13 protein-coding genes are annotated in these 13,203 nt (G+C 26.7%); 12 read left to right on the forward strand and 1 reads right to left on the reverse strand.

Translation table 11 applies throughout. The features are described from left to right. Positions 1 to 14 precede the first annotated feature (14 nt). From KXZ80_RS06235 to KXZ80_RS06250, 4 genes are all read left to right on the forward strand, one after another. Entirely contained in the window at positions 15 to 1,367 is a 1,353-nt protein-coding gene (locus tag KXZ80_RS06235) for a hypothetical protein (RefSeq protein ID WP_021432594.1), read from the forward strand. Between the two features lie 9 nt (positions 1,368 to 1,376). Continuing rightward, positions 1,377 to 1,817, forward strand: coding sequence for a zinc ribbon domain-containing protein (locus KXZ80_RS06240; RefSeq protein WP_021432595.1), 441 nt, complete (start codon positions 1,377 to 1,379; stop codon positions 1,815 to 1,817). 62 nt (positions 1,818 to 1,879) lie between these two features. Then, entirely contained in the window at positions 1,880 to 3,442 is a 1,563-nt protein-coding gene (murJ, locus tag KXZ80_RS06245) for a murein biosynthesis integral membrane protein MurJ (protein WP_021432596.1), read from the forward strand. A gap of 194 nt (positions 3,443 to 3,636) precedes the next feature. After that, a complete protein-coding gene (locus KXZ80_RS06250) occupies positions 3,637 to 5,616 on the forward strand; it encodes a fructose-bisphosphatase class III (protein ID WP_021432597.1) in 1,980 nt (659 codons plus the stop codon). Positions 5,617 to 5,648: 32 nt separating this feature from the next. On the opposite strand, the gene KXZ80_RS06255 is transcribed toward KXZ80_RS06250, so the two are convergent. Beyond that, positions 5,649 to 7,106 carry an alanine/glycine:cation symporter family protein gene (locus KXZ80_RS06255; RefSeq protein ID WP_408636700.1) on the reverse strand — a complete coding sequence of 486 codons (1,458 nt, stop codon included), beginning with the start codon at positions 7,104 to 7,106 and terminating at the stop codon, positions 5,649 to 5,651. A 393-nt stretch (positions 7,107 to 7,499) separates the two neighbouring features. On the opposite strand from KXZ80_RS06255, the gene KXZ80_RS06260 reads away from it, so the two are divergent. The 8 genes from KXZ80_RS06260 (at position 7,500) to bioA (ending at position 13,178) form a co-directional block, all read left to right on the forward strand. Then, positions 7,500 to 7,997, forward strand: a complete 498-nt coding sequence (locus KXZ80_RS06260; RefSeq protein WP_021428944.1) for a PTS sugar transporter subunit IIA — start codon at positions 7,500 to 7,502, stop codon at positions 7,995 to 7,997. Positions 7,998 to 8,188: 191 nt separating this feature from the next. Next, the gene (locus KXZ80_RS06265; protein ID WP_021432599.1) at positions 8,189 to 8,413 is read left to right on the forward strand and encodes a hypothetical protein; all 225 of its coding nucleotides are present in this window, start codon (positions 8,189 to 8,191) and stop codon (positions 8,411 to 8,413) included. Next, on the forward strand, positions 8,410 to 9,147 hold the full coding sequence (locus KXZ80_RS06270; RefSeq protein ID WP_226883766.1) for a protein kinase domain-containing protein: 738 nt from the start codon (positions 8,410 to 8,412) through the stop codon (positions 9,145 to 9,147). The genes KXZ80_RS06265 and KXZ80_RS06270 overlap by 4 nt, the downstream gene beginning before the upstream one ends. Positions 9,148 to 9,162: 15 nt before the next feature. Further along, positions 9,163 to 9,732 (forward strand): hypothetical protein, encoded by a 570-nt coding sequence (locus KXZ80_RS06275; protein WP_021432601.1) that lies wholly within the window; start codon positions 9,163 to 9,165, stop codon positions 9,730 to 9,732. A 127-nt stretch (positions 9,733 to 9,859) separates the two neighbouring features. Beyond that, complete coding sequence (locus KXZ80_RS17735; RefSeq protein WP_021429037.1) at positions 9,860 to 9,991, forward strand: hypothetical protein; 132 nt, start codon at positions 9,860 to 9,862, stop codon at positions 9,989 to 9,991. Between the two features lie 161 nt (positions 9,992 to 10,152). After that, positions 10,153 to 11,103 (forward strand): biotin synthase BioB, encoded by a 951-nt coding sequence (gene bioB, locus KXZ80_RS06280; protein ID WP_021432602.1) that lies wholly within the window; start codon positions 10,153 to 10,155, stop codon positions 11,101 to 11,103. Between the two features lie 11 nt (positions 11,104 to 11,114). Then, positions 11,115 to 11,801, forward strand: coding sequence for a dethiobiotin synthase (bioD, locus tag KXZ80_RS06285; protein WP_021432603.1), 687 nt, complete (start codon positions 11,115 to 11,117; stop codon positions 11,799 to 11,801). 15 nt (positions 11,802 to 11,816) lie between these two features. Beyond that, positions 11,817 to 13,178, forward strand: a complete 1,362-nt coding sequence (gene bioA, locus KXZ80_RS06290; protein WP_021432604.1) for an adenosylmethionine--8-amino-7-oxononanoate transaminase — start codon at positions 11,817 to 11,819, stop codon at positions 13,176 to 13,178. Positions 13,179 to 13,203 lie beyond the last annotated feature (25 nt).

Raw genomic sequence — 13,203 nt, forward strand, 5'->3', positions numbered from 1 at the left:
TATGGAGGAAAAGTATGAATAATGAAAATAATGACTTAACTTTTTCAAATCATAAAAATTATTGTGAAACAGATGGACATGATTTATCTAATTTGGAAATTGATTCAATTAAACTAAATTATGAAAAAGTATGTAATGAATGTGGTAAAGTTTATAATAATTCAAGTTTATATTGTGAAGAATGTGGGAATGAATTAATATTAACAAGTGAAAGTGAAAAAAATTTAACTATATATAATTTATTAGATGGAGATTTGAATAAAAAAGAAAAGTTTAAAATGTGGATAAATGATCTAGAAATTAAAAGAAGGATTTTAGCTCCATTATTTTCTATTTGTGTACTATTTGTAATATCTATATGGATAAAACTTTTTATAAATTTTGCAGGGTTAGAAGTAAATAAATTTTTAAATATATCGAGTATTATTTTAGCGTTAAATTTAGTTCCATTAAAGATTGTTTCATCATCTGTTATAGGACTTGGCAATATAGGTGTAAGTATGAGTTTGATAAGTATTTTAATAATACCATTTATAACAGTTTTAGTTTCTAGTTTGTTTTTTATAAAAAAAGAATTTTTAAAAGACAAAGATATTATTAAAGAAGCTTTTATGTTAAGTTTTATTTATGGATTAATTCTAGGGGTTATTTCTATACTAGGAAAGCAATTTATCAATTTATCTATGGGGGAATATTACACTATGTCCATAGTTGTTAAATACAGCTTTTTAAGAAGTGTTTTAAATGGGATAATAATATCTTTTCTTCCTATATATATAGCTTTGTATGCAAAGACTAAAGATAAAAAAGTAGAATTTAATGTTTTTAATAGGGCTTTAAAGACTGTAGGATTTATATATTTATTAATACTACTATTAATAGTTTTAGGAATGTTTTTCAATAAAATATTTTTAAGTGGAAGCGGACTAAGTGGTATAATAACATATCCACAACTTGCTTTATATATACTACATTTTATTAACTTAATTCCGGTGGGATTAGGAAACTCTATTATATCTATATTTAATATTGGAGATATAAATCTATATTTAAACAATAGCATGATTTTATTGATATATGCAATTATGCTTTTAAACATAGTTATATTAGTTGTATCTGGTTATGATTTAAAGGGCAGAGTAAATGATAAAAAATATATAAAATATTTTAGTATAGTATATTCTATGATAATAGCTAGTTCTATTTTTTTAAGTAAGATAGATACTAGAGGGAGTTTATCTTTATTAGAATCTCAAAACTATGATATGTATTCATATATAGGATCAAGCGCTATTATAGGGCTGATTATATCGTTTGTGTATAGTTATATATTAATAAACATTGGATATAAGTTGAATAAGGAATAGGAGAAAGATATGAATAGTATAAAATCTAATATAAATAACAAGAAATTATCGTTAGAGAGAATAAAGGAAAAAAATAAATTAAATAAAGAGATAGAAAAAGCAAAAAAAGATAAAACTAAAATTTTTATTGATGCAGGTATCAAACTTTATGAAATGGTTAGAAAAGAAAATATAATTAATGAAGAACTTATTAATTTATTTGATAATATGGTTGAACTTGATAAAATTATATATGAATCTAATTTAAAACTTGAAAAAATTCAATTTAAAAATAGCACTAAGTGTGAGTGTGGAAATATTTTAAATGATGAAAGTAAGTTTTGTAGCCAATGCGGTAAAAAAATAAAAGAAGAAGTTGAATTTGAAACTTGTGAATTTTGTTCAAGTGAAATAAGTGAAGATGCAAATTTCTGTGCATGCTGTGGAAATAAAGTTAGTAAAAACATGTAATTAATAGAGTAGAGCGGAACCTCTATTATATAGTTAAGAAAAAGGAAGAAGGAAATTTACATATGTCAAAAACTAAAAAATCAGCAGTTATTTTGATGATTATAACGCTAATATCTAAGGTTACAGGATTTTTCAGAGATATAATATTAGCTAAAAATTTTGGCGCCAGTATTATAACAGATGCTTATATAACAGCTCTTAACATACCTGTTGTATTATTCACAGGAATAAGTTCATCATTAGGAACTACTTACATACCGATGTTTTTTAAAATAAAAGAAGAACAAGGGCAAGAAGGCGTAAATAAATTTACCAGCAATGTTTTGAATATAGTTGTGATTTTGGGATTAATAACTGTATTTTTAGGAAGTATATTTACTCCATATATAGTAAAATTATTTGCTATGGGATTTAAAGGAGAGGAACTAAGAATAACAGTAGAGTATTCAAAAATATTAATGCCATCTATCGTATTTATAGCAGCAAATGGATTAGTATCTTCTTATTTATTAGCCAATGGAAGGTTTTATATATCAGGAGTGTTATCAATACCTTTTAATATAATATGTATATTAGCTATAATTATTGGAGGTATGACAAATTCATATACAATGGTGTGGATAACTTTATTTGCGTATATAGCACAGCTTCTTTTTCAAATACCATTTTTAAAAAAATGTGGATATAAACATAGTTTAATAGTTGATGTTAAAGATGAAAATGTTAAAAGTATAATTTACTTGATTTTACCTGTTTTTTTAGGATCGTATGTAGACCAAATAAATAGTGTTATAAACAGAACATTAGCATCTTGCTTAGATACAGGTAGTATAACAGCATTAAATTATGCAAATAAGTTAAATATATTTGCTGTAGGAGTATTGGTTATATCTATATCCACAATAATGTATCCTGTACTTTCTAAATTTGCAAGTCAAAAAAATATGAGAGCTTTTAAAAGTAGTTTAGGAAGATGTATAGATATTGTGATGATAGTTATGATTCCTATTATGGTAGGCATGATTATATTTTCAAAACCTATAGTTCAGTTATTATTTGAAGGTGGATCATTTACTAGTAGAGATACTCAGCTTACATCTACAGCACTACTTTGTTATTCTTTGGGTATGGTTTCATTTGGGATAAGAGATATAGTTTCTAGAGGATTTTATTCTTTGCAAGATACAAAGACACCGGTAAAAAATGCTATGGTAGCAGTTGTTATTGATATAGTTTTTTCTATATTATTGGTGAGAGTTATGGGAATAGGCGGCCTAGCTTTATCTACTTCTATTGCAACCACAGTAGGGGCTTTACTTCTTATAATATCTTTAAGACGAAAAGTTGGCAAATTAGGAATTAAAAGTAGTCTAATCACAGGATTGAAATCTATTGTAGCCTCTATAATAATGGGTATTATATGTAAAGAACTATACACATTAATTATGTTTTTAGGTGGAAACTTTACACATGAAACTAAAAAATTAGTACTTGTAGCATTAATTATAACTAGTTCTGTAGGTGCTATAGTATATTTGATATTAAGTTTGCTGTTTAATATAAAAGAAGTTAGAGATATAGTAAGTCAAGTTAAAACGAAATATGTTCAAATATTAAAAAAGTAAGATGAAATCATCTTACTTTTTTAATGAATAGATGAAATTAATAGAGTTAAGTTGAATTTTTATAACATATTGAGTATATATTATGACACAATTGAATATTTCATTAATTAAAAAAGCAAAAATTTTAGTATTATATGTTTAAATAGTACTTATGGTATAATTAGTATGTAATAAAAAAGATAGGGGGGAATAAAATGAGTTTAGAAATATCAGAAAAAGTATGCAGAGAAAATATAAGATATTTAAATCTGCTTTCTAAACAATATCCTACGATTTCTCAAGCTTCAACAGAAATAATTAATTTAGAATCGATTTTGAATTTACCTAAAGGGACTGAACACTTTTTATCAGATATTCATGGAGAAAGTGAGCCTTTTGTACATGTGTTAAGAAATGGGTCGGGAGTAGTGAAGAGAAAAATAGAAGAGCTTTTTGGAGATTCTCTTATGGAGAGTGAAAAAAAGGCATTAGCTACACTAGTATATTATCCAGAACAAAAGTTGGAGATAGTATTAAAAGAAGAAAAAAACATAAATGATTGGTATAGAGTTACACTTCATAGAATAGTTGAACTATGTAGATACGCATCAACTAAATACACTAAAGACAAGGTAAGAAAATATCTTCCTAAAGATTTTGCATATATAATAGAAGAGCTTTTAAATACAGATTGCAATATAGATCATAAGAAAAAATATTATCAACAAATTATAAATACTATAATTGATATAGATAGATCTAAAGAATTTATAATAGCAATATCTAAGTTGATCCAAAGATTAGTGGTAGATAGATTACATATAATAGGTGATATATATGATAGAGGGCCTAGACCCGATGCTATAATTGATACTTTGATGGATTACCATAGTGTGGATATTCAATGGGGAAATCATGACATCTTATGGATGGGAGCTGCGGCAGGACAAAAAGTTTGTATAGCTAATGCTCTTAGAATTTCAGCTAGATATGCTAACTTAGACATAATTGAAGATATATATGGGATAAATATATTGCCTTTAGCTACATTTGCTTTAAATGTGTATAAAGATGATCCTTGTGAATGCTTTTTACCTAAAATATCAGAAGGTGAATACAATACAAGTGAAATATCATTAATAGCTAAGATGCACAAAGCTATATCTATTATACAATTTAAGTTAGAAAACGAGGTTGTAAAGAGAAGACCAGAATTTAAAATGGAACATAGATGTTTATTAGATAAAATTAACTATGAAAATGGAACTATAAATATAAAAGGAAAAAATTATAAAATAAAAGATAATAACTTTCCTACAGTAGATCCTAAAAATCCTTATAAATTAACTAAAGAAGAAGAAGTTGTTATCGAGAAGTTAAAGTCATCTTTTGTAAATAGTGAAAAACTTCAAAAACATACGTCTTTTTTATTTTCAAAAGGAAGTATATATTTAAAATGTAATTCTAATTTACTATTCCATGGATGTATTCCTTTAAATGAAGATGGTACATTTAAAACATTTACCATAGAAGGGAATGCATATAGAGGTAAAGATTTGATGGATAAGTTTGATTCATTAGCAAGAGAAGGATATTTTTATAGAGAAGGAAATAAGCAAAAAGAGTATGGTATGGATATAATGTGGTACTTGTGGACTGGGGAGGCTTCTCCGCTGTTTGGAAAGGATGATATGGCTACATTTGAAAGATACTTTATATCAGACAAAGAGACACATAGGGAAAATAAAAATTCATACTTTAAATTGAGAGATACTGAAAATATGTGCAATATGATATTTAAAGAGTTTGATCTTGATAGTGAAGATTCTCATATTATAAATGGACATGTTCCTGTTGAGTGTAAAAAAGGAGAGAGTCCTATTAAAGCAAATGGTAAATTAATAGCTATTGATGGTGGATTTTCAAGAGCTTATCAGCAAAAAACTGGTATAGCAGGATATACATTAATATATAACTCATATAGCTTACAACTTGTATCACATCAACATTTTACTAACACAGAACAAGTTATATTTGAAGAAAGTGATATATTATCAATTACATCTATTGTGGAAAGAAATAAAAAAAGAAAATACATAAGAGATACAGATGCAGGAAAAGAAATAGTTGAGCGTATAAATGATTTGAAATTATTACTTCTAGCATATAGAAAAGGGATAGTAAAAGAAACTTAAAAAGTGGATATCAATATGATATCCACTTTTTATTATGCTGTTTCTATATCGCTATCGTTGCTGTCGTCGTTGTCTTGCCAACATTCACAACCTACTAAACCATCTATTGATGAAGATTTAAATATAGGCTCTTTTATACCAGATTTTTTTTGATTAGTATAATCTTTAAGTGCTAAGAATGCAAATTTGCTAAGTTTAGCTATTGCAAATAGATTTATAATAGCCATTAATGCCATAAATAAATCTCCTAAGTTCCAAACTATATCCACTGCAGTTAAAGAACCGAATATAACCATACCTACAACAGCTATTCTATAAGTAGATAATAAAGTTTTACTACCACTTATAAATTCTATATTAGATTGACCATAGTAGTAATTACCAACTATTGAACTAAATGCGAATAAGAATATACAAACTGCTATAAAGTAATTTCCTATAGAACCTATTTGTGATGATAATGCGTATTGAGTTAATTGTATACCTGATAAATTAGATGTTGCATAATCACCACAAGTTAATATTATAAATGCAGTACAACTACATATAACTATAGTATCTGTGAAAACACCAAGTGCTTGTATTAAACCTTGGCTAACTGGGTGAGAAGTCGTTGCAGTAGCTGCTGCATTAGGAGCACTACCCATACCAGCTTCATTAGAGAATAGACCTCTTTTTATACCCATAAGCATAGTAGCTCCTAACCCACCACCTGCTATAGCCTGTAATCCAAATGCATTTTCCATTATAAGTGTAAATATCTCAGGTAGTTTTTGTATATTTAGTAAGATAACAACCATTGCTACTAAAATATATGCAACTGCAAATATAGGAACTATAACTTCTGAGATTTTTGCAACTCTATGAACTCCTCCAAATATTACAACAGTTGTTAAAACAGCAAGTAATATACCCATTATAGCTTTATCAATACCAAAAGCTGATTGGAAAGCTTGAGCAACTGTATTTGATTGTATTGCATTAAATACAAAACCGAAACTTACTGTTATAAGTACAGAGAAAACAATACTCATAAATTTGTTGTTAAGTCCTTTTTCTATATAATATGCAGGACCACCTCTAAACCCATCACCATCTTTAACTTTATATATTTGCGCAAGCGTAGACTCAACAAAACTAGAAGCACCACCTATTAAAGCTACAAGCCACATCCAAAATACTGCACCAGGACCTCCTAAAGTAATAGCTATAGCGATACCGGCTATATTACCAGTACCAACTCTTGAAGCTGTACTTATACAAAAGGCTTGAAAAGATGATATTTGCCCTTTTTTCTTGTTAGTGCTAGAGGCACCTAAAAGTTTAATCATTTCTTTAAAGTATCTAAATTGTACAAAGTTACTTTTTAAAGTAAAATACACTCCTAGAACTAATAGTAAAGCAATTAAAACATAAGACCATAAAAAGTCATTTAATGATAAAACTATATCATTTAAAATACTCAAATAAATCCCTCCTAATATAAAAATAATTTATTGAATTCTTGAAAAAGAAATTTTCTAAATTAAATTATGCATTTTTTAAAATTATATAATGAAATTTGAAATAAATCAATAAGAAAAATACTTGAAAAATAAAGAAAAACGTTATCTAAAGTAAAAAATAAATGAATGAGAGATAAATAAAATTGCAAAAATGTATTGGATTTAATTAAAATAAAGAAGGGGTTTTAGTATTTTGCTTAACAAAATAATGAATATATATCTATATAATTGCAAAAAATAAATTGAGAAAAAGTTATCCTAATATAAATAAAATAACTTGATTCTACAAAAAAATAATTATATAATAATATATGTAATTAAATTGAATTTAATTTTATTGTTTGTGAAAACGTAATTTAATGTTAAGGAGTGTAGAAAATGGGCTTATTTGATATATTTAAAAAATCAAAAAATGAAGAACAAGTTAAAGGAATAGTATCACCTACAAATGGAGAACTATTAGATATAACTAAAGTACCAGACGAGGTTTTTTCAACTAAGATGATGGGTGATGGATTTGCAATGAAGTCATCTGATGGAATAATAGTATCCCCTGTAGATGGTAAAGTAGGTGTAGTATTTGAAACTAAGCATGCTGTAATATTAGAATCTACAGAAGGTAAAGAAGTTCTTATACACTTAGGTATAGATACTGTTAATTTAAAAGGAGAAGGCTTCGAAGTATTTGTAAATGTAGGAGATGAAGTTAAAGCTGGAGATAAATTAGTTAAAATGGATTTACCATTTATAGAAGCTAATGCTAAGTCATCAATAAGTCCAGTTATATTTACAAACTTAGACTCTAATGAATCTATTAAAGTTGTAGAAGGACCTGTTAAAGTTGGAGAAGCTAACAGAGTTGAAATAGCTAAATAATATTGAAAATAAAGAACCTATGAAAAGGTTCTTTTTTTATTTGTTAATATATAAATTAACTATTATAAAACACAAAATATGTCACACAAAACCGAAAATTATCATAATATATATTATCTAAATACTAAAAATTTAGATAATATATATTATAGAGGTGTAATTTATGGACTTTTTAAGATCAAACTCTGATAATGGTAGTAGATATTACAAAAAAGGTAACTCAAATAGCAATTCAAATAGTAACTCATATAGCTCATATAGTAACTCAAATAGTAATTCAAACAGTAACTCATATAGCTCATATAGTAACTCATACAGCAATTCAAACAGTAACTCATATAGTTCATATAGTAACTCAAATAGTAATTCATACAGCAACTCATATAGTAAATCATATAGCTATTCAAGATAATTGAAATTTATAGATGATATGGACAAGCATTATAAAAAAAATGAAGTAATTAATGGATACACGATAATAAATTTAATAGGGCAAGGGCGATATGGGATTGTTTATTTGGGTGAAAATAAAGATTTTGAAAAATGTGTAATTAAACAACTCAAAAATGAAATGATTGAAAAAAGCAGGTCAAAACTTTTCTATGAGGAAGAAATATTGAGAAAAATAAATAATCCAGCATTTCCTAAGTTTATATGTAAATTTAAGGATGAAGATAGGGAAGGATATATATTAGAGTATATACAAGGGCCTGTATTTGAGGATATTTTGGTAAGAGATAGTTGTATTTTTACTAGGGAAGATATTTACAAAGTAGGAGGACAACTTTTAGATATAATTGAAATACTTCATGAAAACAAAATAGTTCATCGAGACATTAGATTACCAAATGTTATATTAAAACAAGATGGAAACCTTGCATTAATTGATTTTGGATTAGCTAGATATATGGATTCAAAAAGATATAAAAAAGAAATAGATTATTGGTTCTTAGGCGATTTTTTAATTCACTTGTATTACACAACTTATGAGCCAGTAGATTATATAGAGAGACCATGGTACGATGAACTAGACCTTACTAAAGATGAATCTATTTTTCTTAAAAAACTTATGTCAATTAAAGAACCATATAAAAGCATTGAAGAAATAAGGAGAGACTTAGAAAATTTAAAATTAAGAAACACTAATTAATTTAAGGTGGTTTATATGTCAATTAGTTCAATAGAGATAGTAAAAATACACAATAAAAGTTTTAGGGCTAACATTTATAATATTGAACCCTTTAGAATGATTGGATTAATAGATGTAGATATACAATATAATGGTGAAACAGAAAGAGTAACATTACCTTTTTATAGATCATCAGGAACAAATAATGGTAAAATGAAAGGTTTATGGTATCCTATAGTAGGTATAAAAACTCATACTGGTCCATTTACAGAATTTACAGATTTTATTAATTCGGCTTTAACAGCATCGACAAAAAGAGGAATTGGCAAAGAAGGTTGGCTAGCTAAGTCTCTATTTTTTCAAGATGACTATGTACCAAAATCAAGAATAAGAGGATTCTCTAATGGAAAGCATTATGAAGCTTTACTTGAAACTGGGAAAATATTAAGATATTTATATGAAAAGGGTTCATATTATGAAATGTATTATTTAACTCCACAGGTTTTAAATAGTACTGTAGCTTCAAATGAAATTTACCCTGGAAATCAGCATAGCCAAAGAAGAAATTTTGATAGATTTATAGCTGATATTGTTAAGGGTGCATAATATAAATTTTGGGCTCCACTTTATTATAAGTGGAGTTTTTTTATTTAATATAAATTTTAGGAATTTTTTTTATATATGGACAATATATTTTAATATAGATTTATATTATAACAAAGGGGGAAAATTTATGAAAAGCCAATTAATAAGAGATTTACATTCTGTAAATATTAGGAGACATCCAATAAATAGAAAAAAGTTGGAGTGCTTAAAAACTTCAGAAATAGTCAATATATGGTATGAATATTTTAAAAAAGAATAATAATAAATTGTATATACATATAAGTCGCTTTTGCGGCTTTTTTTATGTTTTTGAAATAAACTTACAAATGAAATGTCAACTTAATAATATAAAATGGTTGACTAAAAATAAATTAAGAATTACAATTTAAGTAAAATTGAGTATTTCAAGGAGATTTCAAAATGATACACAAAATTTGTAAAGATATAAAAAATGGATACGAAATAAGCAAAGAAGAAGCTATAGAACTTTTGAAATATGAAACTAAAGATTTGCTTAAGTATGCAAATGAAATTAGAAATTTCTATTTAAAAAATGAATTTGATATTTGCTCTATAGTTAATGGCAAAAGCGGAAAATGCAGTGAAGATTGCAAGTTTTGTTCACAATCATCTAATCATGAAACTAATATAGAAATATATCCTTTACTAAGTAAAGATAATTTTAAAAATGATGCAATATATCACAAGAAAAAAGGAGTTAAAAGATATTCAATTGTTACATCAGGTAAAAATTTAAGTGAAAAAGAAATTGATAAAATTTGTGAAGTATATAAGTGTATAGTTGATGAGGTTGGTATTGAAACATGTGCATCACATGGGCTATTAGATCAGAATGCTTTGAGTAAACTAAAAAAATCAGGAGTAAAAAGATACCATAATAACCTAGAGACTTCGAGACGATATTTTGAAAAAATTTGTACAACTCATACATATGATGAAAAAATAAACACTATAAAGGATGCACAAAGAGTGGGGATTGAAGTATGTAGTGGAGGGATTTTTGGACTTGGAGAAAGTGAACTAGATAGGATAGAGATGGCCTTTGAATTAAGAAATTTAAATATAAAATCAATTCCATTAAATGTTTTAAATTATATTGAAGGAACAAGTATAAATATAGAAAATCCTATAACAGAAGATGAGTTTTTAAAATCATTAGCTATTTTTAGATTTATAAACCCTAAAAGCTACATAAGGTTAGCAGGAGGAAGAAATTTATTAACAGACTTTGGACGTATTGCATTTGAAGGTGGTGCAAATGCAACTATAACAGGAGATTTACTAACTACATGTGGAAATACAATTTCAAATGATATCAAAATGATTAAATCTTTAGGATTTAAATTATAAGGGGGGATTTGATGAATAGTAAAGGTATATTTATTACAGGTACAGACACAGATGTTGGAAAAACTTATATAAGCGCCATGATAATGAAAAGCTTAGTAAAAAGTAATATAAATGCTACATATTTTAAAGCCGTTTTAAGTGGTGCAGATGAAATAGAAAATAAATTAATTCCTGGAGATGCAAAGTATGTATGTGATATTTCAGGTATTGATTCGAATTATGATGAAATGGTATCCTACACTTTTAAAACAGCAGTTTCACCACACTTAGCATCAGTTATTGAAGATAAAGAAATTAAACTAGAAAAAATAAAATATGATTTTGAGAATTTATCAAATAAGTATGAGTTTATATTAGCAGAAGGAAGTGGAGGTATAGTTTGCCCCATAAAAATTGATGATAATGAATGTATATTATTAGAAGATATAATAAATTTACTAGGCTTTGAGGTATTAGTTGTTGCAAGATCATCTGTAGGTACGATAAATCATACTGTATTAACAGTTAAATACCTTGAAGAAAAAAATATAAAGATAAGAGGGATTATATTAAATGAGTATGATAAAAACAATATAGTTCATGTTGATAATGCGAAAGTTATAGAAAAACTTACTAATATCAATATAGTCGCCTTTATTCCTAAGTATCAAAATGAAAGTGATGATATTAATATTGATTTAGATAAAATATTAGAATAATATTGGGGGATTGAAATGAATTTAGTAGAGAAAGATTTAAAATACATATGGCATCCATGTTCTCAGATGAAAGACTATGAAACTTTTAAGCCAATAGTTATAGAAAAGGGTGAAGGAATATATTTATATGATATAAATGGGAACGAATATATAGACGCTATAAGCTCTTGGTGGTGTAATTTATTTGGACACTCAAATAAAAGGATAAATAATGCTATAAATAATCAAATAAATAAATTAGAACATGTAATATTTGCGAATTTTACACATAAGCCAGCGATAGAACTTTGTGAAAGAATAATAAACTTAGCACCAAATGGTCTGAATAAAGTATTTTTTACAGATAATGGATCGGCATCAGTTGAATGTGCTTTAAAAATGAGTTTTCAATACCATGCTCAAGTTGGAAAAACAAAAAAACAAAAGTTTGTAGCTATAACAGATGCATATCATGGAGAAACTATAGGGGCTCTTTCTGTTGGAGATTTAGACTTATATAGCAAAGTGTACAAGCCTATTATGTTAGATACTAAAAGAGTAGATGGACCAGATTGTTACAGATGTAAATACAATAAAGAAAGAAAAACTTGTGATGCTGAATGCTTTGAAAGTATGGAAGACTATGTAAAAGAAAGCCATGAAGAAATTGCATCAATAATAGTAGAACCTATGTTACAAGGTGCAGCAGGTATGAAAATTTATTCACCTATATACTTAAAAAAACTAAGAAAGTTATGTGATAAGTATGATATACATTTAATCGCAGATGAAATAGCTGTTGGATTTGGGCGTACAGGAAAAATGTTTGCTTGTGAACATGCAAATATAACTCCTGATTTTATGTGTTTATCAAAAGGTTTAACAGCAGGATATGTTCCTATGGCGTTAGTTCTTACTAAAGATAGTATATACAATGCGTTTTATGATGATTACAATACATATAAAGCATTTATGCATAGCCACACATATTCAGGAAATCCTATAGGATGTAGTATAGCAAATGAAGTTTTAAATATATTCGAAGATGAAAATGTATTATATGAGAATGAAGAAAAAGCAAAATATTTTACAAATCTTTTAAATGAAAATTTTAAAGAACATAAAAATGTTGGGGAAATACGTTCTATAGGGCTTATAAATGCAATTGAATTAGTTGAAGATAAAAATCTTAAACTTGGATTTGATTCAGATATTAGAGTTGGATATAAGATATATCAAAAAGCACTTGAAAAAGGTGTGCTATTAAGACCTCTAGGAAATGTAATTTACTTTAACCCTCCATATGTTATAAGTAAAGATGATATGGAAAAAATGGTAAGAGTTTGTAAAGAGACTATGGATGAAGTTTTAGAAAGTTTAAAAGTTGAAGTTTTATAACATAATTAAAAAAGCTGCTTTTGCA

It is taken from the genome of Paraclostridium bifermentans, assembly GCF_019916025.1.
In the GTDB taxonomy this organism is placed as follows: Bacteria; Bacillota; Clostridia; order Peptostreptococcales; family Peptostreptococcaceae; genus Paraclostridium; species Paraclostridium bifermentans.